The organism is Kitasatospora sp. NPDC053057 (genome assembly GCF_044546945.1).
Taxonomy (GTDB): Bacteria; Actinomycetota; Actinomycetes; order Streptomycetales; family Streptomycetaceae; genus Kitasatospora.
In genome coordinates, this window is the sequence record NZ_JBITZP010000028.1 from 37,236 (window position 1) to 57,512 (window position 20,277).

Sequence of the window (20,277 nt, forward strand, 5' to 3'; positions counted from 1 at the left end):
TCAGGCCGCTATCGGCCGTTGGCTGCGCACCGCCTGGAGCAGCCCGATGCCGATCCAGACCGCGAACATCGAGGAGCCGCCGTAGGAGACGAAGGGCAGCGGGATGCCGGCGACGGGCATGATGCCCAGGCACATCCCGATGTTCTCGAAGGCCTGGAAGGAGAACCAGGCGATGATCCCGGCCGCCACGATCGTCCCGTACAGGTCGGTCGCCTGGCGGGCGATCCGGCAGGCGCGCCACAGGATCACGCCGACCAGCGCGATTATGGCGAGCGCCCCGACGAAGCCGAGCTCCTCACCGGCGACGGTGAACACGAAGTCGGTCTGCTGCTCCGGCACGAACTGCCCGATGGTCTGGGTGCCGTGGAACAGCCCCTTGCCGGTCAGCCCGCCCGAGCCGATCGCGATCCGGGCCTGCGCGGTGTTGTAGCCGACGCCGTTGGGGTCGAGCTGGGGGTTGGCGAAGGCGGCGAAGCGGTCGATCTGGTACTGGCTCAGCAGCCCGAGCTTCCAGATCGCGATGCTGCCGCCGACGCCGAGCGCGAGGATGCCGAGGACCCAGCGGTTGGCGGCGCCGGAGCCGAGCAGGATGCCCAGCACGATCGCGGACATCACCATGACCGACCCGGCGTCCGGCATCAGCAGGACCAGGCCCATCGGCAGGCAGGCCCAGATCAGGCCCCGGAACACCGCCCGGTGCGAGGGGAACTCCCGCTCCCCCGCGTCGACCTGGTCCGACAGCACGACGGCCATCGCCAGCAGGATGGCGATCTTCGCGAACTCGGCCGGCTGGACGGAGAAGCCGCCGCCGAGCTGGATCCACGAGTGGGCGCCGTTGACGGTCGAGCCGACCGGGCTGAGCGTCGCCAGCAGCAGCAGGATCACGCCGACGTAGACGAAGGGCACCAGGGTGCGGACCCGCCGGGCTCCTATCCCTATCACCACGGCGCACAGCACCAGGCCGATGACGAAGTTCGTCAGGTGCCGGTAGAGGAAGTACTGCGGGTCCCCGTGGGTGAGGTTGTCGCGCCCGCGGGTGGCCGACCACACCAGCAGCGAGCTGCCGGCCGACAGGGCCAGTCCGGCCAGTAGCAGTATCCAGTCCAGCCGCCAGAGCGGGGAGTCCTTGGCCAGGGCCTTGGAGACCCCGCTGCGCTGGGGGCTCAGCCGCACTTGCCGGTACGAGCCGTAGGAGGTCATGCCCGTCCCCTTCCCGGGCGGTTCGTCGGTTCGAGCGCGGTGTCGGCCGCGGTGTACGAGGCCGGGCTGCCGGCCGGCGGCGCCGGGTCGAGGAAGGTCGCCGACGGGTCGTAGCCCGCCGCCGTGGCCGCTCCCGCCTGCGCCGAGCCGGCGTCCGGCAGAGCCGGAGCGAGGGAAGCCGGGGCCGGAGCGACGGAGCCCTGGGCCGGGTCGACGGTGTAGGCGGCCGGCTTGATGATCGCGGTGCCGTCCGGGTTGAACTTCGGCAGGTCGCCCTGCGGCGTCGGCAGCAGCGCCTTGCTGTTGTCGATGTTGCCCTTGTCGTCCACGCCGTACAGCGCCTGGTAGATCCGGCGGATGGCGTCACCGGAACCGCCGGAGCCGGTGCCGCCCTGGCTGATCGTCATGATGACGGCGTAGTCCTTGCTGTACGTGTCCAGCCAGGAGGTGGTCTGCTTGCCCTCGACCTCGGCGGTGCCGGTCTTGGCGTGCAGCGCGATCTTGTCCTGCGGCCAGCCGTTGAACTTCCAGGCGGCGGTGCCGCTGGTGATGACACCCGCGGTGGCCTGGTCGATGTAGCTGAGCAGCTTCTGGTCGCCGGGGAACTTGGCGTCCTCGTGCGGGGCGATCTCGCGGACGAGGTCCCCGCTCGGGCTTATCACGGCCTTGGCGATGGTCGGCCGGTAGAAGGTGCCCCCGTTGGCCAGCGCCGAGTAGATGCGGGCCATCTGGACCGGGGTGACGAGGGTGTCGCCCTGGCCGATCGCGTAGTTGACGGCGTCACCGGCGCGCATCTGGTAGCCGTCGACGCAGTTCTCCTTGGCGATCTGGTCGGAGAAGCTGTTGCCGCCCTTCTGCGCCTGCGCGCACCAGGCGTCCTTGTTGTTGTCGTAGAAGGACTGCTTCCACTGCCGGTCCGGTACCCGGCCGGGGACCTCGGAGGGCAGGTCGATGCCGGTCTTGGCGCCGAGGCCGAACTGGTGGGCGGTCTTGAAGAACCAGTCGCCCGGGTCCTTCTTCGGCTTGATGCCGCCGTCCTTCATCCACTGGTCGTACGCCAGGCCGTAGAAGACGGTGTCGCAGGAGACCTCCAGCGCCTTCTCCAGGGAGATGGAACCGAAGCTCTCGCTCTCGAAGTTCTTGAACTCACGGCCGCCGATGGTCATGGCCTTCGGACACGGGTAGGTGCCGTCCAGCGAGTAGCCGGCCTGCACGGCGGCGGTGGTGGAGACGACCTTGAAGGTCGAGCCGGGGGCGGACTGACCCTGTATGGCCCGGTTGAGCAGCGGGAAGTTGGAGTCCTTGCTGGTCAGCGACTGGTAGTCCTTGCCGCTGATGCCGCCCACCCACAGGTTGGGGTCGTAGGTCGGGGCGCTGGCCATCGCGACGATCCGGCCGGTGTGCACGTCCATCACGACGGCGGCGCCGGAGTCGGCCTCGTAGTTGCGGTTGGTGACCTTGTCGAAGGTGTTCCGGGCGTCGGCCATGGCCTGCGCCAGGTTGTCCTCGACGACCTTCTGCACCCGGGCGTCGATGCTGGTGACCAGGTTGTCGCCGGTCTGCGGGGCGACGGTGCCGGCGGTGCCGATCACCCGGCCGAGGTTGTCCACCTCCAGCTTGGTGATGCCGGCCGTGCCGCGCAGGTCGCGGTCGTACACCGACTCCAGGCCGGCCCGGCCGATCTGGTCGGCCGGCAGGTAGCGGTCCAGGCCGCTCTTGTCGGCGGTCTTGCTGACCTCCTCGTCGGTGACCGGCGAGAGGTAGCCGAGCACCTGGGCCATGTTGGCGCCCTCGGCGCCGGTGTAGCGGCGCACGGCGGTGGGCTGCGCGGTGACCCCGGGGAAGTCCTCGCGGCGCTCCATTATCTGCATCGCCTGCTGGGTGGTCGCCTCCTTGGTGACCGGGATCGGCTGGTACGGCGAACCGTTCCAGCACGGCTGCGGAGTCTTGGCGTCGCAGAGCCGGACCTTCTCCTGCACGTCCTTGGCGGGCATCCCGAGCACCTCGGCCAGCCGGCCCAGCACTCCCTTGCCGCCGTCCTTCTGCTGGAGCAGCGAGGTGCGGCTGACGGAGACCACCAGCCGGGTCTCGTTGCCGGCCAGGATCCGACCCGAGGCGTCCAGGATCTCGCCGCGGACGGCCGGTTCGACCACCTCGCGGATGTGGTTGCCGGTCGCCTTGGCGGTGTACTCCTTGGCGTTGCGGATCTGCAGGTACCACAGCCGTCCGCCGAGGGTGGCGAGCAGCGACAGCACCAGGATCTGCAGCACCACCAGACGGATCGTCACCCGCCGGGTACGGCCGGTCTCGGGGATGTTGCTCACGTCTCGTGCGCTCCAGGGATGCGGGAGGGTCAGGAGGTCAGGGGCCCGCACGGGGCTCGACGGGCCCGGGCGGACCGCGGGGCCCGTTACGGGCGCCGGGCGAAGCCGGGGATGCGCCGCTTCTTGTAGGACGGGCCGGCCGAGACCTCACGCGTGGTGCGGTAGCGAGCCAGTGTGCCCAGCCCCGGGCCGCCCTGGTCGTCGTCGCTGGCGGCGGCCACCGGGTCGCGCCCGAAGCGGCGGCCGAGCAGCATCACCAGCGGCACCACGAACGGGGCCAGCAGCAGGTCGTACAGCAGCGCGCTGATCACCAGGCCGCCGAGGCCGACGTGCCGGGCCGCGGTGTCGCCGACCAGGGCGCCGACCATCGCGTAGAGCAGGGTGGAGGCGATCGCCGCGGCGCCGACCACCAGCAGCGCGCTGGAGACGGAGCGCTGGCGGCCGTGCTCGGGGCGCAGCAGCCCGGCGGCGTAGCCCATCAGGCAGAGCACCAGGGCGTAGCGGCCGATCGCGTGGTCGGAGGGCGGTGCGAGGTCGGCCAGCAGTCCGGCCGAGAAGCCGACCAGGCAGCCGCCGGTCGGCCCGTAGACCATGGCCAGGCCGACCACGATGAGCAGCAGTATGTCGGGGGTGGCCCCCGGGAGCTGGAGCCGGCCGAAGACGCTGACCTGGAGGATCAGGCCGAGCAGGATCAGCGCGGCGGAGACGGGGATGCGGGCGAGGCGCATGGCTCAGTTCCCCCCATTGGGCTTGGCGGGCGGGGTGGCGGGCGCGGTGGTCGTCGGCTGGGCGGGCGCGGCCGGGGCCTGGCTCTGCCCCGGGGTGGGGGCGGGCGGCAGCACGGCGTCGCGCGGATCGGCGCGCGGCGGCACGACCACCACGCCGACCAGGTCGAGCCGGGTGAACTGGACGAAGGGCTCGACCAGGACGGTCTTGGTCAGCTGGCCGGCGTTGGCCTGGACCTCGACGACCTTGCCGACCGGGACGCCGGGCACGAAGGGGCGGCCGCTCTGCGAGCCGAAGGTGACCAGCCGGTCGCCGTTCTTCACCTGTGCCTTGCCGTTGAGCAGGGAGACCTTCATCGGGCTGTCGCCGCCGCCGGAGGCGAAGCCGATCTCGCCGCTGCCCTCCAGCCGGGTGCCGGCCGAGAAGCCGGGGTCGGAGGCGAGCAGCACGGTGGCGGTGGTCCGGGCGACGGTGGTGACCCGGCCGACCAGGCCCTGGCCGTTGATGACCGTCATGTCGCGGGTGAGGCCGTCGTCGCTGCCGGCGTCGATGGTGATGGTCCAGGAGAAGCCCTGGGCCGGGCCGATCGCGATGACCTGGGCGGCCTTGACGGTGTAGCCGCCGGCGCCGGCGGTGCGCAGCAGGTCGTCCAGCTGCTTGGTGCGCCCGGTGGCCATGTCGGAGGAGGCGAGCTTCTGCCGCAGTTCGGTGTTCTCGCGGGCGAGCTGGTCGGTGCGGCCGCTGTCGGTGGCGGTGTCGCGGAAGGCGCGGACGGTGTTCGCGACGGGGTTGACGACGCTGGCGGCGCCGCGCTCGACCGGGCCGAGGACGCTGGCGGCCGCGTGCCGGGCCGGGCCGAGCGGGGAGTCCTCACCGCCCTTGATGTCCACGGTGATCAGCGCGAAGGCGACGGCCACCAGCAGGATGAGCAGCAGCCGGCTCTCTCGTGTGTCCCTCACGGTGCTGGTACTGCCCCTTCGTACCTGGCGGCCGCCCGGGGCTGTGGGGCCCGGGCGGCGGCCCGTTCAGTTGAGTGTCGGATTCTTCGCTGTGGTGCTAACGGCGCGGTGAGGCGTCCAGTACCTGCTGGAGCGCCTCGAACTCCTCGACGCACTTGCCGGAGCCGAGGGCGACGGAGTCGAGCGGGTTCTCGGCGATGTGGATCGGCATGCCGGTCTCGCGGCGCAGCCGCTCGTCCAGGCCGCGCAGCAGGGCGCCGCCGCCGGTGAGCACGATGCCGCGGTCCATCACGTCGCCGGCCAGCTCGGGCGGGCACTGGTCGAGGGTGGTCTTGACCGCGTCGATGATCGAGTTGACCGGCTCGTCGATGGCGGCGCGGACCTCCGCGGCGGAGATGACCACGGTCTTGGGCAGGCCGCTGACCAGGTCGCGGCCGCGGATCTCGGCGTGCTCGTCCTTCTCGCCCTCAAGGCCGTAGGCGCTGCCGATGCTCATCTTGATCTGCTCGGCGCTGCGCTCACCGAGGAGGAGGGAGTACTCCTTCTTGATGTGCTGGACGATCGCGTTGTCCAGCTCGTCGCCGGCCACCCGGATGGACTGGGCGGTGACGATGCCGCCGAGGGAGATGACGGCGACCTCGGTGGTGCCGCCGCCGATGTCGACGACCATGTTGCCGGTGGCCTCGTGGACGGGCAGCCCGGCGCCGATCGCGGCGGCCATCGGCTCCTCGATGATGTGCACCTGGCGGGCGCCGGCCTGCGAGGAGGCCTCGATGACGGCGCGGCGCTCGACGCCGGTGATGCCGGAGGGCACGCAGACCACGACGCGCGGGCGGGCGAGGTAGCGGCGCCGGTGGATCTTGAGGATGAAGTAGCGCAGCATCCGCTCGGTGATCTCGAAGTCGGCGATCACGCCGTCCTTGAGCGGGCGGATGGCGACGATGTTGCCCGGGGTGCGGCCGATCATCTTCTTGGCCTCGGCGCCGACCGCGAGGATGCCGCCGGTGTTGGTGTTCACCGCGACGACGGACGGCTCGTTGAGGACGATCCCCTTGCCCCTGACGTACACCAGCGTGTTGGCTGTTCCGAGGTCGATCGCCAAGTCGCGGCCGATGAACGACAGGTTGCTCGCCATGGGGTGTGGGTGCCTTCCCGGGCTCGGAGTTCATGGAGGTGGACGGACGCGTGCGCCCACGCTTGGGCGGAGACCAGCTGAGCTGCCTTACCGGGCCCTTGAGTCGCGTCCATCGTAGTCACGCCTCGCGGTACGGACGTCGGCGTGGGGCATACCGTCCATTGTCCGGAGCGTGATCGCTTCTCCCAGGATTGGGACGCCGTGTCGGCCTCCCCAGTTCCCTATTTCACGATAAGAATGCCCCGGCCGGGCCAATGGTCCCGACCGGGGCAGTACGACGTCCTGCCGGGCGCTTCGCTCTCGGGGATCAGGCGTGCGCGGGGAAGAAGATCTTGATCTCGCGCTCGGCGGACTCCGGGGAGTCGGAGGCGTGGATCAGGTTCTCGCGGGTGATCGTCGCGTAGTCGCCGCGGATGGTGCCGGAGCCGGCCTCCAGCGGGTTGGTGGCGCCGGCCAGCATGCGGATGCCCTTCACGACCTCCTCACCCTCGATGATCATCGCGATCGAGGGGCCGGAGGTCATGAACTCCAGCAGCGGCTCGTAGAACGGGCGGCCGACGTGCTCGGCGTAGTGCGTCTCCAGGGTCTCCCGGTCGAAGGTGCGCAGCTCGACGGCGGTCAGCTGCCAGCCGGCCTTGCGCTCGATGCGGCTGATGATCTCGCCCGCCAGGCCGCGGCGGACGGCGTCGGGCTTGAGCAGGACGAGAGTGCGCTGGGACACGGTGCGTCTCCTGGGGATTTGGTACGGCATGCGGTATGGGGCAGAGGTTACCTTGCGTGAACGACCGGTCGGTTCCCCCGGCCCCGCCCGGTGCTCCGGCCGTCAGGCGGCCTGGGCCTCGGCGGCCGCGCGGGCGGCCTTGAACTCGTCGACCTTGCGGCCGTAGTGCACCGAGCACCACCACAGACCGGCGAAGACCACACCGAGGCCGAACATCGTCGGCAGGACGAAGCCGCTGGCGATCAGGCCGATCTGCAGCGCCCAGCCGATCTGCACCGCGCCGGGGCGGTTGATCATGCCGCAGAGCGCGATGCACAGCGCCATCGCGATGCCGCTGACGATCCATACCGTGGCCGTCGAGACGCTGGAGAGCTGCATCGCGACCAGCGCCGCGAAGAGCACCAGCAACGCCTCGCCGATCAGCGTCGAGGAGCAGAGCGTCCTCATGTCACTTCCTCCCGAGCAGCAGGCGGGCCTCGCCCACCGTGATGACCGAACCGGTGACCAGCACCCCGGCGCCGCCGAGGTCGCCCTCCTCCTCGGCCAGGGTGACCGCGGCGGCGATGGCGTCGTCGAGCCGCGGCTCGACCTGGACCCGGTCCTCACCGAAGACCTCGACGGCCAGGGCCGCGAGCACGTCCACGTCCATCGCGCGGTGGGTGGAGTTCTGGGTGATGACGACCTCGGCCAGGATCGGCTCGAAGGCCTCCAGCACGCCGGCCACGTCCTTGTCCCCCGAGGTGCCGATCACACCGACCAGGCGGGTGAAGCCGAAGGACTCGGAGATCGCGGCGACGGTCGCCCGGGCACCGTGCGGGTTGTGCGCGGCGTCCAGGAGGATCGTGGGGCTGCGGCGGACGACCTCCAGGCGGCCCGGCGAGGAGACGCCGGAGAAGCCCTGGCGGATCTTGTCGACGTCCAGCTGACCGCCGCGCGCGCCGCCGACGCCGAAGAAGGCCTCGACCGCGGCCAGCGCCAGCGCCGCGTTGTGCGCCTGGTGCTCGCCGTGCAGCGGGATGAAGAGGTCCTCGTACTCCTCGCCGCCGAGTCCGCGCAGCGTCACCAGCTGGCCGCCGATGGCGAGCTCACGGCGGATCACGCCGAACTCCATGCCCTCGCGGGCGACGGTGGCGTCCACCTCGACGGCCCGGCGCAGGATGATCTGGGCGGCGTCCAGCTGCTGCTGGGCGACCACGGCGACGGCGCCGGACTTGATGATCCCCGACTTCTCGACCGCGATCTCGCCGGTGGTCTCGCCGAGCTTGTCGGTGTGGTCCAGCCCGATCGGGGTGATCACGGCGACGGCGGCGTCGATGACGTTGGTGGCGTCCCAGGAGCCGCCCATCCCGACCTCGACCACCGCGACATCCACCGGGGCGTCGGCGAAGGCGGCGTAGGCCATCCCGGTGAGCACCTCGAAGAAGGACATCGGCACCGACTGGGCGGCGTCGACCATCTGCACGTAGGGCTCGATGTCGCGGTAGACCTCGACGAAGCGCTCGGGGCTGATCGGCGCGCCGTCCAGGCTGATCCGCTCGGTGACGGTCTCCACGTGCGGGCTGGTGTAGCGGCCGGTGCGCAGCTCGAAGGTGTTGAGCAGCTGCTCGATCATCCGGGCGGTGGAGGTCTTGCCGTTGGTGCCGGTGATGTGGATGGACGGGAAGGACCGCTGGGGCTGGCCCAGGATGTCCATCAGCGCCTCGATCCGGTCGAGCGAGGGCTCCAGCTTGTTCTCCGGCCAGCGCCTGGAGAGCTCGAGCTCGACGTCGCGCAGGGCGTCGCCGGTGTCGCCGTCGGTGGGGCGGAGGGTGTACGGATTCGGGTCGGCCTTGTCGCTCACGCCCCCAGTCTACGGAGCGGTGGCGGCCCGGCCCCACAGGGTGAGGGCGATGGCGCGAGCGGGGTCGCGGCAGGGCGGGCGGCGGGGTGAGAACGGCCACTTTGCCCCGACTTTGCCCCAAGACTCCAATTTGATCCCTTTACTATTGATTTAGCGAGTCTTGATAGCAATGAGGCATCGATTCGTAACCATCAGGAGCCGACAGCCTTTGATCATGAGGAGCACTGCGCCATGCCCGACGCCCTGCACGACTGGATCGTGCTCCGCCAGGACGCCGTCGTCTGGTTCGCCGGACTGATCTCCCTGGCGCTCGTCGGCTACATGGCCTTCGTTTTCGGACGCTTCCTCGTGTACTGGGCCGGCTCCCGCCACGCCTTCCGCCACCACCGGCCCGCCGAGCCCGGCGACCCGACCGCCTTCCAGTGGCACCTGGTCATCCCCTGCCGCGACGAGGAGGCCGTGGTCACCCAGACGCTGGACGGCCTGCGGGCCGGCGCACCCGAGGCCCACCTGTGGGTGATCGACGACGACGGCGAGGACGCCACCCGCGAACTCGTCCTCACCGCCGCGGCCCGCGACCCCCGGGTCCACCTCGTCCAGCGCCGCCGCCCGCACGCCCGGATCGGCAAGGGCGCCGCGCTCAACGCCGCCTACCGCGAGATCTCCGCCTGGCTGCCCGAATCCACCGACCGCTCCCGCGTGGTGATCGGCGTGGTCGACGCCGACGGACAGCTCGACCCCGGCACCCTCGGCCAGGTCTGCAACCCCAAGGCCCTCGGCCGCCCCGACACCGGCGCCGTCCAGATCGGCGTGCGGATGCGCAACGCCGACGACGAGCGCCCGCTGCCCGGGCGCGGCCGCACCGCCAACGCCTTCGCCCGCGCCCTGGTCCGGATGCAGGACGTCGAGTTCCAGGCCAACAATGCCGGCATGCAACTGCTGCGCCGGCGCACCGGCAGCGTCGGCCTCGGCGGCAACGGCCAGTTCGTCCGGCTCACCGCCCTCGACTCGCTCACCGCCGAGGAGGGCCGGGCCGGCCGCCCCTGGCCCGAACGCGCCCTGCTGGAGGACTACGAGTCCGGCCTCGACCTGCGCCTGGCCGGCTGGCGGCTCACCCACGTCACCGAGGCCCAGGTCTCCCAGGAGGGCCTGGTCTCGCTGCGCCGCTTCCTCACCCAGCGCACCCGCTGGGCCCAGGGCAACATGCAGTGCCTGCGCTACACCGGCCGGGTGCTGCGCTCCCCGCACTACACGGCGTCCGGCAAGGCCGAGGTGCTGTACACCTTCCTGCAGCCCGTGGTCTGCGTAGCGCTGGTGCTGCTCTTCCCGCTCTCGCTCGCCATCACCACCGCCGGGCTGGTGCTCTTCCCCGCCGAGACCGCCGAGTTCCAGCTCCGGTTCGGCCCGTGGATGCTGCTCGCCTTCGTGCTCGCCACGCTGCCGATGGTGCTCTGGGGCCTGTCCTACCGCAGCGCCGTCCACCCGGACCGGCGCCGGCTCACCGGGCTGCTCTGGGGCGTCCTGGTCTGGCTCTACGCCTACCACCTCTTCGTGGTCGCCTCCCGGGCCGCCGTCCGGATGCTGCTCGGCCGCAACGGCTGGGCCAAGACCCGGCGCAACGCCGAGAAGGTCGCCGTCGGCGCCCCCACCGCGCTCGAGTCCTGAGCCGCCCCCACCCGGCCCCTCCCCCACGTCCCACCGGAGCCCCCATGAGCATGTGCCTGCCCCCCAACAGCGTCGCCGTCGTCCTCGGCACCCGCCCCGAGTTGGTCAAGCTCGCCCCGCTGATCCACGAACTCGGCGACGCCACCCGGCTGGTGCACACCGGCCAGCACTGGGACGAGGCGATGTCCGGCCGCTTCCTGCGCGACCTCGACCTGCCCCGGCCGGAACTGCTCACCGGCGTCGGCGGCCGCCCCCGGGCCGGGCAGATCGCCCAGTCCCTCGGCCAGCTGGACGCCGCCTTCGCCGAGGACCGCCCCGCCGCCGTGGTCGTCCAGGGCGACACCAACGCCACCCTCGCCGGGGCGCTGGCCGCCAACGCCCGGGAGATCCCGCTGGTGCACGTCGAGGCCGGGCTGCGCAGCTACGACCGGGCGATGCCCGAGGAGCACAACCGGGTGATGGTCGACCACGTCTCGGACCTGCTCTGCGCCGCCACCGAGGACAACGTCGCCAACCTGCGCGCCGAGTCCCTGGACCGGCGGCGGATCGAGCTCACCGGCAACACCGTGGTCGAGGTGGTCCGCCGTCAACTGCCGGACCGGGCCACCCGCGCCGCGCTGCTCGCCGCGCACGGGCTGCGCCCGGACGGGTACGTGCTGGCCACCGTCCACCGCCCGGAGAACACCGACACCGCCGAGGCGCTCGGCGCCGTGCTCGCCGAGCTTGACCGGATCGCCCGGGCCGGGACCCCGGTGCTGTTCCCGATGCACCCGCGCACCCGGGCCGCCGTCGAGCGCTTCGGGCTGGACGGCCTGCTGGAGCGACTGGCCGTCACCGGTCCGGTCGGCTACGGCGACTTCCTGGGACTGGCGAGCCACGCCGCGCTGCTGCTCTCCGACTCCGGCGGCGTGCAGGAGGAGTGCACCGTGCTCGGCCGCCCGCTGCTGGTCGTGCGCCGCTCCACCGAACGCCCGGAGGCGGTGGAGGCCGGCTTCGCCGCCCTGGTGCGGCCCGGCGAGGAGCTGGGAGAGCTGGCCCGCGCCTGGCTGTCCGACACCCCCGAGCGACTGGCCCGGCTGGCCGCCACCCCGAGCCCGTACGGCGACGGCCTGGCCTCGGCCCGGATCGCCGCGCTGACCACCGCGCTGGCCACCGGGCTGGCCGACCGCACTGCGGCCGGGGCGCTGCCACTGGCCGCCTAGGTCTGCTGACGGGCCGAATCGTGTCCGTCCGCTCCGGGCGCGACGGGGTCAGACCCCGGCCCGGGCCTCCGGGACGTGCGCGGTGCCGCCGTGCCGGCGGCGCAACTCGGCGGTGATCTCGGCCAGTTCACCCTCGGGCAGCAGTGGCAGCATCATCGCGACGCCCTGCAGCAGGCCACCGAGCAGGTAGGTGGTGTCCGCCGTGGCGGCGACCAGGCCACGGACCTCGGCCACCCGGCCGTCCGCGACCGCCTCGATCAGCTGGGCGGCGTTCGCGGTCTCCTCGTCCACCTGGACCGCCGCGCTGTCCTCCGGGGCCCGCCGCGCCATCGCCCGCAGCACCCGGTCGCCGACCTCGGGGGCGTACGCCTTGCGGACGGCCTCGGCGGCGATCCAGGTGAGCAGGGTGGTCACCTCCCGCTCGATGTTCTCCGCCAGCAGCAGGTCCAGCTCGTGGTCGAACGCGAGCTGGTTCCCGTGCCGGAAGGCGAGCAGCAGCGTCGCCGCCCTGGCCTTGGCCTCCTCGACCGCCTCGGCAGGCAGTTCCTGGGCCAACTCCTCGGTCACCACCACGCCATGCCCTCCGTCCGTCGCTCAGCAGGAACGCTCAGCGGAAACGCCTTCGGAAACTCCGTGCACACCGTACACATCCGACCTGGAAACTTCCGCGAAAGCGCGCGGGCAAGACCGGAATCAATTCGCTCGGAATAGGACCTCACCCGGTCCAGGATGAATATTCGCCGGAAGGGAGCAATGTTTGTTGCTCTATTAGGCGTAGCCGCTGCCCTATTAGTCGCAGGAAGAACGCACGCCCGGCGCACGCGCCGGAAAACCCGAAGGGCCGCACCCCGCGCGTCGCGGGGTGCGGCCCTTCGTCGGGCTCCGGCGGCTCAGCCCTGCGGCAGGGCCGCGAGCTGGGCGGTGATCCGGGCGATGTCGGCCTCGGCGGCCTCCTGGCGGCCCCGGATCTTGGCGACCACCTCGTCCGGCGCCTTGGCCAGGAAGGCCTCGTTGCCGAGCTTGGCGGTGGTCTGGGCCTTCTCCTTCTCGGCGGCCGCGAGGTCCTTGGCGAGGCGCTTGCGCTCCGCCGCGACGTCGATGGTGCCGGAGAGGTCCAGCGCGACGGTGGCACCGGCGACCGGCAGCGAGGCGGTGGCCGCGAAGCCCTCCTCGGGGACGGTCAGCCGCAGCAGCGAGCGGATCGCGTCCTCGTGCACGGCCAGCACGGTGCCGGTCAGCTCCAGCTGGGCCGGGACGCGCTGCGCGGGCTGCAGGCCCTGGTCCGAGCGGAACCGGCGGACCTCGGTCACCACCTGCTGCAGCGTGGCGATCTCGGCCTCGGCGGCGGCGTCGCGGTAGCCGCTGTCCTTCGGCCACTCGGTGACGACCAGTGACTCGGCGCCGGTGAGCGTCGTCCACAGCGCCTCGGTGACGAACGGGACGATCGGGTGCAGCAGCCGCAGGGTGACGTCCAGGACCTCGCCGAGGACCCGGCGAGAGGCGTCCGCCTGCGGGCCGCCCTTGCCGAGGGTGGTCTTGGAGAGCTCGACGTACCAGTCGAAGACCTCGTCCCAGGCGAAGTGGTACAGCGCGTCCGAGACCTTGGCGAACTGGTAGTCGTCGTACAGCGCGTCGACCTTGGCGACGGTGGTGTTCAGCCGCGACAGGATCCAGCGGTCGGCCGCGGTCATCTCCTCCGGCGCGGGCAGCGGGCCCTCGACGGTGGCGCCGTTCATCAGCGCGAAGCGGGTCGCGTTCCAGATCTTGTTGCAGAAGTTGCGCGAGCCCTTGACCCAGTCCTCGCCGATCGGCACGTCGGCGCCCGGGTTGGCGCCGCCGGCCAGGGTGAAGCGGACGGCGTCGGCGCCGTAGGCGTCCATCCAGTCCAGCGGGTCCACGGCGGTGCCGGAGGACTTCGACATCTTCTTGCCGAACTCGTCGCGCACCAGACCGGTCAGGGCGACGGTCTTGAACGGCGCCTGGCCGTCCATCGCGTACAGACCGAACATCATCATCCGGGCGACCCAGAAGAAGATGATGTCGTGGCCCGTCACCAGGACGTCGGTCGGATAGAACTTCTCGAGGTCGGCGGTCTTCTCCGGCCAGCCGAGCGTGGAGAACGGCCACAGGCCGGAGGAGAACCAGGTGTCCAGGACGTCCGGGTCCTGGTGCCAGCCCTCGCCGGTCGGCGGCTGCTCGTCCGGTCCGACGCAGACGACCTCGCCCTCGGGGCCGTACCAGACCGGGATCCGGTGGCCCCACCAGAGCTGGCGCGAGATGCACCAGTCGTACATGTTGTCGACCCAGTCGAAGTAGCGGCGCTCCAGCTCCTTCGGGTGGATCTCCACCTTGCCGTCGCGGACGGCGTCGCCGGCGGCCTTGGCCAGCGGCTCGACCTTGACCCACCACTGCAGCGACAGCCGCGGCTCGACCACGGTGTGGCAGCGCGAGCAGTGGCCGACGGCGTGCATGTACGGGCGCTTCTCGGCGACGATCCGGCCCTGCTCGCGCAGCGCGCCGACGACGGCCGAGCGGGCCTCCAGCCGGTCCATGCCGAGGAAGGGGCCGTGCACGGTGATCGCGCCGTGGTCGTCCATCACGGTCAGGTTCGGCAGGTTGTGGCGCTGGCCGATGGCGAAGTCGTTCGGGTCGTGCGCGGGCGTCACCTTGACGGCGCCGGTGCCGAACTCCGGGTCGACGTGCTCGTCCGCGACGACCGGGATCTCCCGGTCGGTCAGCGGCAGCTTGATGGTCCGGCCGATCAGGTGCTTGTACCGCTCGTCCTCCGGGTGGACGGCCACGGCGGTGTCGCCCAGCATCGTCTCGGCCCGGGTGGTGGCGACGACGATGGAGTCCTCGCCCTCGCCGTAGCGGATCGAGACCAGCTCGCCGGGCACCTCCTCGTGCTCCACCTCGATGTCGGAGAGCGCGGTGAGGCAGCGCGGGCACCAGTTGATGATGCGCTCGGCGCGGTAGATCAGACCGTCGTCGAACAGGCGCTTGAAGATGGTCTGGACGGCCTGGGACAGGCCCTCGTCCATGGTGAAGCGCTCGCGCGACCAGTCCACGCCGTCACCGAGGCGGCGCATCTGGCCGAGGATGCGGCCGCCGTAGCTCTTCTTCCACTCCCAGACCTTCTCGACGAAGGCCTCCCGGCCCAGGTCGTGCCGGGACAGGCCGGACTCGGCGAGCTGCTGCTCGACCTTGTTCTGGGTGGCGATGCCGGCGTGGTCCATGCCGGGCAGCCAGAGCGTCTCGAAGCCCTGCATGCGCTTGCGGCGGGTCAGCGCGTCCATCAGCGTGTGCTGGAAGGCGTGGCCCAGGTGCAGGACGCCGGTGACGTTCGGCGGGGGGATGACGATCGTGTACGCGGGCTTGTCGCTCTTCGCGTCCGCGGTGAAGTAGCCACGCTCTACCCAGCGCTCGTACAGCTCGCCCTCTACGTCCGCGGGGGTGTAGGTCGTCGGGAGGGTTGCCGCATCGTCCCCGGTGGTGCTCACGGGGCGCTGGTTCGTCGTGTCGGTCACGACGCACAGTTTACGTAACCGGGGGCGCTGGTTACGAACCGCTTTCGGTCCGCGGACTCCCCCCGCCCGAACAGCGCCGAGGCGGGCGCCGTGCGGTAGCGTGCCCGGGCACTCGTCCGGGTGACCGGACGTGCACGGAACTACCACCACCAGATCGGCCGCAGGTGCGGCGGGGGAGCACGAGGAACTGATGTACGGCCAAGGACAGCAGCAGTATCCGCAGGGACAGCCCTACGGGGGGCAGCCTTACGGCGGGCCGCCGCCGCAGCAGCCGTACGGCGCGCCGCAGCCCCAGTACGGCTACCCGCCCCAGCAGCCCTACGGCCAGCCGCAGCCGCAGCCGCAGTACGGCGTGCCGCCGCAGGGCCCGTACGGCCAGCCGGGCTACCCGGCGCCGCCGCGCAAGGGCAAGGGCGGTCTGGTCGTCGGCCTGGTCATCGGCGCCCTGGTGCTCGGCGGCGGCGGTTTCGCCGCGTGGAAGTTCCTGGGCGGCGACTCGGGCGGCAACTACAAGATCGCCACGCCGCAGACCCTCCCGGGTGGTTACACCCAGAAGTCGGCCAAGGAGGAGCCGGTCGACACGTCCAAGCCCGAGGCGAAGGACGCCGGCAAGTACGGCAGCAACCTCACCGTCGTGATCGCCAGCTACACCAAGGGCGGCGACCTGACGGACGGCCTCTCGGTGGCCGGCTTCTACGGGAACATCAACGACCCCGGCCAGATGCTCGAGGACGCCAAGAAGGGCGGGAACGGCCTCACCTGGACCACGCCGCTGACCGACGAACCCGCTCAGGACAGCCACAGTTCCTCGGGCCGGCTCTCCTGCGGCGTCTACACCCTGCTCGCCAAGAGCCAGTCCGTCTGCATCTGGGCGGACAAGTCGACCTACGCCCGGGTGACCTTCGCCAAGGACGCCCTCTCCCCGGACCAGGCCGCCGAGAAGGCCCGCGCCATCCGCGACGCGATGAAGGTCGCCAAGTAACCCGGGCGCGCACCCGGGGCACACCGCAGCACCACCGCACCGTCGGAGCTTCCGGCGGCATCCACGCGTGACGTCCCAGAAAGGGCCTCGCATGTCCGATCAGAACCCCTACGGGCCCCCGCCGCAGCCCGGCTACCCGGCGACGCCGCCGCCGGCCGCCCCCGGCTACGGCGGCATCCCGCCGCAGGCCCCGCCGCCCGGCTACCCCGCGCCCGGCGCGCCGGAGGCCGGCGGGTACCCGGGGTACGCGGAGGCGGCGCCCGGGGGCTACCCCGGCTACGGCGGCTACGCGCCGGTGCCGCCGCGCAAGTCCCGCAGGACGCTGTGGATCGTGCTCGGCACCATCGCCGCCGTGCTGGTGATCGTCGGCGGCGCCCTGGGGTACTTCGTCTGGGACACGACCAGCAACGCGGGCACCCAGAAGATCGCCTTCCCGGCGACCTTCAAGGATCTCAAGGCCAACGACGACCCGGCGGTGACCGGGAAGATCCAGGACGAGCTCACCTCGAAGATCGGCCAGGGCGACGGCAACTGGAAGCCCACCGGCGTCGCCGGGGTCTACCAGGACTCCGACTCCAACCCCCAGCTGATCGCGGTGGGCGTCTACGGCAAGGTGCTGCTGCCCAAGCAGGAGCTGGACCAGATGTTCAGCGGCTTCACCGGCGCCGGCGCCAAGGTCACCGACCGGCACTCGGTCGACCCGGGCCCCAAGGGCGGCCAGATGGACTGCGCCACGTCCGAGGACGGCGAGAGCAAGCTCGCCCTCTGCGCCTGGGCCGACAAGAGCAGCGTCGTCATGGTGCTGAAGGGCTCCGACGACGGCAGCCAGCCCGACGTGGACAAGCTCGCCGCCGACACCCGCGACCTGCGCGCGGTCGCCGAGGTGCCGAAGTAGTCGCCCGGCCCGCAACCGCGAAGGGGCCCCGCACCGGATCCGGTGCGGGGCCCCTTCGTACGTCTTCCGGCGTCAGGCGCTCTTGTCGCGGCGCTCGCGCTTGATCATGTCGCGCGGGACCAGGGTGGGGATGGCGTGCTTGGAGACCACGTCCCCGGTGACCACCACGCGGGCGACGTCCTGGCGCGAGGGGACCTCGTACATCACGGACATCAGCACCTCCTCCATGATGGCCCGCAGACCGCGCGCGCCGGTGCCGCGCAGGATCGCCTGGTCGGCGATCGCCTCCAGCGCGTCCCGGGAGAACTCCAGCTCCACGCCGTCCAGTTCGAAGAGCTTGCGGTACTGCTTGACCAGCGCGTTCTTCGGCTCGGTGAGGATCTGCAGCAGCGCCTCACGGTCGAGGTTGTGCACGCTGGTGATCACCGGCAGACGGCCGATGAACTCGGGGATCATGCCGAACTTCACCAGATCCTCGGGCATCACCTGGCGGAAGTGGTCGCTGGCGTCCGACTCCCGCTTGGAGCGGATGTTGGCGCCGAAGCCGATGCCCTTGGCACCCGCGCGGCCCTCGATGATCCGCTCCAGGCCGGCGAACGCGCCGCCGACGATGAACAGCACGTTGGTGGTGTCGATCTGGATGAACTCCTGGTGCGGGTGCTTGCGCCCGCCCTGCGGCGGCACCGAGGCGGTGGTGCCCTCCAGGATCTTCAGCAGCGCCTGCTGCACGCCCTCGCCGGAGACGTCGCGGGTGATCGACGGGTTCTCGCTCTTGCGCGCGACCTTGTCGATCTCGTCGATGTAGATGATCCCGGTCTCGGCCTTCTTGACGTCGTAGTCGGCCGCCTGGATCAGCTTGAGCAGGATGTTCTCGACGTCCTCGCCGACGTAGCCGGCCTCGGTCAGCGCGGTGGCGTCCGCGATCGCGAACGGCACGTTCAGCATCCGGGCCAGGGTCTGCGCCAGCAGGGTCTTGCCGGAGCCGGTGGGGCCCAGCAGCAGGATGTTCGACTTGGCCAGCTCGATGGCGTCCTCGCGGCCGTTGCCGCCGCTACGACCGGCCTCGCCCGCCTGGACGCGCTTGTAGTGGTTGTAGACGGCCACCGACAGCGCCTTCTTGGCGAGGTCCTGGCCGACCACGTACTGGTCCAGGAATTCGTAGATCTCACGCGGCTTCGGGAGCTCCTCGAAGCGCACCTCGGAGGTCTCGGCGAGTTCCTCCTCGATGATCTCGTTGCACAGGTCGATGCACTCGTCGCAGATGTACACGCCTGGGCCGGCGATCAGCTTCTTCACCTGCTTCTGCGACTTGCCGCAGAACGAGCACTTGAGCAGGTCGCCACCGTCTCCGATGCGTGCCACGAGGTGCTTCCCCTTCGCCAGGGGCCCCGCAGGGGTTCCGGGGCCTGGTGCTGTGGACCGTCCGCGCCGACGGCGCTCGGTCTCGCTATCCGACGGTACTCTGCCGGGCCCGTGATTCCGTCCTCTTCGCCGGGTCTGCCCTACGCCCTGGGCGAATTGATACCGAACAGATGCCGTGGCCGAACCCGCCGACGGGCCGGGGCGGGGCGCGCAACCGGGTGCGCGCCCCGCCCCGTCGGTGCCGGCCTCAGGAGGTCAGCGAGGTCTTGCGGGTGGAGATGATCTGGTCGACCAGGCCGTACTCGGCGGCCTCCTCGGCGGTCAGGATCTTGTCGCGCTCGATGTCGTCGCGCACCTGCTCCACCGACTTGTTGGAGTGCTTGGAGAGCATCTGCTCCAGCTGCTCGCGCATCCGGAAGATCTCCTTGGCCTGGATCTCCAGGTCGGACACCTGGCCGCGGCCGGTCTCGGTGTACGGCTGGTGGATCAGGATGCGGGCGTTCGGCAGCGCCATCCGCTTGCCGGGGGTGCCGGCGGCGAGCAGCACGGCCGCCGCGGAGGCCGCCTGGCCCATGCAGACCGTGGTGATGTCCGGCTTGACGTACTGCATGGTGTCGTAGATGGCCGTCAGGGCCGTGAACGAGCCGCCGGGCGAGTTGATGTACATCTGGATCTCGCGGTCCGGGTCCATCGACTCCAGGCACAGCAGCTGCGCCATGATGTCGTTGGCCGAGACGTCGTCCACCTGCGAGCCGAGGAAGATGATGCGCTCCTCGAACAGCTTGGCGTACGGGTCGTACTCGCGGATGCCCTGCGTGGTGCGCTCGACGAACCGCGGGACGATGTAGCGGCCCTCGGCGCGCATGTCCTCGACGCGGGCCTTGGCGGCCGACAGGCTGGGGATGTTCATGGGGGTTCTTGTCCTCCGGGGCGTTGTGGCTGTGGTCTCGTGGGCCGGGCCGAGGCTCAGGCGCCCGTGCCGCCGCCGCCGGGGACGTCCGCGGCGCTGTGCATGATCGCGTCGATGAGGCCGTACTCCAGGGCCTCCTCCGGGGTGAACCAGCGGTCGCGGTCGGAGTCCCGGGTGATCTGCTCGAAGGACTGGCCGCTGTGGAAGGCGATCAGCTCGGACATCCGCTTCTTGGTGCGGAGCAGCTGCTCGGCCTGGATGCGGATGTCGGTGGCGGAGCCGCCGAGGCCCGCGGAGGGCTGGTGCATCAGGATGTTGGCGTTCGGCAGCGAGAAGCGCTTGCCCTTGGCGCCGGCGGTCAGCAGGAACTGGCCCATCGAGGCCGCCATGCCCATCGCGATGGTGACGACGTCGTTCTTGATGTACTGCATGGTGTCGTAGATCGCCATGCCCGCCGAGATCGAGCCACCGGGGGAGTTGATGTAGAGGAAGATGTCCTTGTCGGGGTCCGCGGCCAGCAGCAGCAGCTGGGCGGTGATCTTGTTGGCGATGTCGTCGTCGACCTGCTGGCCGAGGAAGATGATCCGCTCGCCCAGCAGCCGGTTGTAGACCTGGTCGCCAAGGCCGCCGAGCACGTCACCAGCGGCGGCGTGCGGCGCCATCGGGCCAGGCATCTGCATCTGCGGGAACGTCACTTAGCCACCTGCTCAGTCGATTTGGACGGTCGCTCCGCGGCCGTCACGATGTCGCACAGCTTCCGGGTATCACGTCGTGATTGTTGCTGTCCAAGGACCCTAACGCGCAGGCCCGGCCGCAGAATCCCTCACGC

The 20,277-nt window shown here is 70.9% G+C and carries 17 protein-coding genes; 4 read left to right on the plus strand and 13 right to left on the minus strand.

Annotated features, from left to right (window positions below; all coding sequences use genetic code 11):
• From rodA to ACIG5E_RS26345, 8 genes are all read right to left on the minus strand, one after another.
• Positions 1 to 1,200: a rod shape-determining protein RodA gene (rodA, locus tag ACIG5E_RS26310; protein ID WP_396537299.1), complete on the minus strand. Its 1,200-nt coding sequence runs from the start codon at positions 1,198 to 1,200 to the stop codon at positions 1 to 3.
• Positions 1,197 to 3,524: a penicillin-binding protein 2 gene (mrdA, locus tag ACIG5E_RS26315; RefSeq protein WP_396537301.1), complete on the minus strand. Its 2,328-nt coding sequence runs from the start codon at positions 3,522 to 3,524 to the stop codon at positions 1,197 to 1,199. The genes rodA and mrdA overlap by 4 nt, the downstream gene beginning before the upstream one ends.
• Before the next feature lie 86 nt (positions 3,525 to 3,610).
• On the minus strand, positions 3,611 to 4,252 hold the full coding sequence (mreD, locus tag ACIG5E_RS26320; protein WP_396537302.1) for a rod shape-determining protein MreD: 642 nt from the start codon (positions 4,250 to 4,252) through the stop codon (positions 3,611 to 3,613).
• A 3-nt stretch (positions 4,253 to 4,255) separates the two neighbouring features.
• Positions 4,256 to 5,209 carry a rod shape-determining protein MreC gene (mreC, locus tag ACIG5E_RS26325; RefSeq protein WP_396537303.1) on the minus strand — a complete coding sequence of 318 codons (954 nt, stop codon included), beginning with the start codon at positions 5,207 to 5,209 and terminating at the stop codon, positions 4,256 to 4,258.
• Positions 5,210 to 5,306: 97 nt separating this feature from the next.
• A complete protein-coding gene (locus ACIG5E_RS26330) occupies positions 5,307 to 6,332 on the minus strand; it encodes a rod shape-determining protein (protein ID WP_030283777.1) in 1,026 nt (341 codons plus the stop codon).
• Positions 6,333 to 6,651: 319 nt separating this feature from the next.
• Positions 6,652 to 7,065 carry a nucleoside-diphosphate kinase gene (gene ndk, locus ACIG5E_RS26335; RefSeq protein ID WP_396537305.1) on the minus strand — a complete coding sequence of 138 codons (414 nt, stop codon included), beginning with the start codon at positions 7,063 to 7,065 and terminating at the stop codon, positions 6,652 to 6,654.
• A 102-nt stretch (positions 7,066 to 7,167) separates the two neighbouring features.
• Positions 7,168 to 7,512, minus strand: a complete 345-nt coding sequence (locus tag ACIG5E_RS26340) for a DUF4233 domain-containing protein (RefSeq protein ID WP_188305455.1) — start codon at positions 7,510 to 7,512, stop codon at positions 7,168 to 7,170.
• A gap of 1 nt (position 7,513) precedes the next feature.
• Positions 7,514 to 8,905, minus strand: coding sequence for a bifunctional folylpolyglutamate synthase/dihydrofolate synthase (locus ACIG5E_RS26345; protein ID WP_396537307.1), 1,392 nt, complete (start codon positions 8,903 to 8,905; stop codon positions 7,514 to 7,516).
• Between the two features lie 231 nt (positions 8,906 to 9,136).
• Between ACIG5E_RS26345 and ACIG5E_RS26350 the strand changes: the two genes are divergently transcribed.
• Together ACIG5E_RS26350 and wecB are read left to right on the plus strand one after the other, a co-directional pair.
• Positions 9,137 to 10,570, plus strand: a complete 1,434-nt coding sequence (locus tag ACIG5E_RS26350; protein ID WP_396537309.1) for a glycosyltransferase — start codon at positions 9,137 to 9,139, stop codon at positions 10,568 to 10,570.
• Positions 10,571 to 10,620: 50 nt separating this feature from the next.
• The gene (gene wecB, locus ACIG5E_RS26355) at positions 10,621 to 11,772 is read left to right on the plus strand and encodes a non-hydrolyzing UDP-N-acetylglucosamine 2-epimerase (protein WP_396537397.1); all 1,152 of its coding nucleotides are present in this window, start codon (positions 10,621 to 10,623) and stop codon (positions 11,770 to 11,772) included.
• A gap of 48 nt (positions 11,773 to 11,820) precedes the next feature.
• Here the strand turns inward: wecB and ACIG5E_RS26360 are convergent, their stop codons facing one another.
• Positions 11,821 to 12,345: a hypothetical protein gene (locus ACIG5E_RS26360; RefSeq protein WP_396537311.1), complete on the minus strand. Its 525-nt coding sequence runs from the start codon at positions 12,343 to 12,345 to the stop codon at positions 11,821 to 11,823.
• 317 nt (positions 12,346 to 12,662) lie between these two features.
• The gene (locus ACIG5E_RS26365) at positions 12,663 to 15,299 is read right to left on the minus strand and encodes a valine--tRNA ligase (RefSeq protein ID WP_396537313.1); all 2,637 of its coding nucleotides are present in this window, start codon (positions 15,297 to 15,299) and stop codon (positions 12,663 to 12,665) included.
• A gap of 130 nt (positions 15,300 to 15,429) precedes the next feature.
• Here ACIG5E_RS26365 and ACIG5E_RS26370 point away from each other — a divergent pair, with 130 nt between their 5' ends.
• Both ACIG5E_RS26370 and ACIG5E_RS26375 read left to right on the plus strand, forming a co-directional pair.
• Positions 15,430 to 16,281 (plus strand): hypothetical protein, encoded by an 852-nt coding sequence (locus ACIG5E_RS26370; RefSeq protein ID WP_396537315.1) that lies wholly within the window; start codon positions 15,430 to 15,432, stop codon positions 16,279 to 16,281.
• A 91-nt stretch (positions 16,282 to 16,372) separates the two neighbouring features.
• On the plus strand, positions 16,373 to 17,176 hold the full coding sequence (locus ACIG5E_RS26375; protein ID WP_396537317.1) for a hypothetical protein: 804 nt from the start codon (positions 16,373 to 16,375) through the stop codon (positions 17,174 to 17,176).
• Positions 17,177 to 17,248: 72 nt separating this feature from the next.
• Here the strand turns inward: ACIG5E_RS26375 and clpX are convergent, their stop codons facing one another.
• The 3 genes from clpX to ACIG5E_RS26390 form a co-directional block, all read right to left on the minus strand.
• The gene (clpX, locus tag ACIG5E_RS26380; RefSeq protein WP_030283761.1) at positions 17,249 to 18,538 is read right to left on the minus strand and encodes an ATP-dependent Clp protease ATP-binding subunit ClpX; all 1,290 of its coding nucleotides are present in this window, start codon (positions 18,536 to 18,538) and stop codon (positions 17,249 to 17,251) included.
• A gap of 247 nt (positions 18,539 to 18,785) precedes the next feature.
• Positions 18,786 to 19,448, minus strand: a complete 663-nt coding sequence (locus tag ACIG5E_RS26385) for an ATP-dependent Clp protease proteolytic subunit (protein ID WP_396537319.1) — start codon at positions 19,446 to 19,448, stop codon at positions 18,786 to 18,788.
• A gap of 56 nt (positions 19,449 to 19,504) precedes the next feature.
• Positions 19,505 to 20,122 (minus strand): ATP-dependent Clp protease proteolytic subunit, encoded by a 618-nt coding sequence (locus tag ACIG5E_RS26390; RefSeq protein ID WP_380613737.1) that lies wholly within the window; start codon positions 20,120 to 20,122, stop codon positions 19,505 to 19,507.
• Between the last annotated feature and the right edge of the window lie 155 nt (positions 20,123 to 20,277).

Bases quoted from the DNA above. Each gene is read 5' to 3' on its own strand.
- rodA (WP_396537299.1), bottom strand. From the start codon at position 1,200: ATGACCTCCTACGGCTCGTACCGGCAAGTGCGGCTGAGCCCCCAGCGC.
- ACIG5E_RS26340 (WP_188305455.1), bottom strand. From the start codon at position 7,512: ATGAGGACGCTCTGCTCCTCGACGCTGATCGGCGAGGCGTTGCTGGTG.
- ACIG5E_RS26350 (WP_396537309.1), top strand. From the start codon at position 9,137: ATGCCCGACGCCCTGCACGACTGGATCGTGCTCCGCCAGGACGCCGTC.
- mreD (WP_396537302.1), bottom strand. From the start codon at position 4,252: ATGCGCCTCGCCCGCATCCCCGTCTCCGCCGCGCTGATCCTGCTCGGC.
- ACIG5E_RS26375 (WP_396537317.1), top strand. From the start codon at position 16,373: ATGTCCGATCAGAACCCCTACGGGCCCCCGCCGCAGCCCGGCTACCCG.
- wecB (WP_396537397.1), top strand. From the start codon at position 10,621: ATGTGCCTGCCCCCCAACAGCGTCGCCGTCGTCCTCGGCACCCGCCCC.
- ACIG5E_RS26385 (WP_396537319.1), bottom strand. From the start codon at position 19,448: ATGAACATCCCCAGCCTGTCGGCCGCCAAGGCCCGCGTCGAGGACATG.
- ACIG5E_RS26390 (WP_380613737.1), bottom strand. From the start codon at position 20,122: ATGCCTGGCCCGATGGCGCCGCACGCCGCCGCTGGTGACGTGCTCGGC.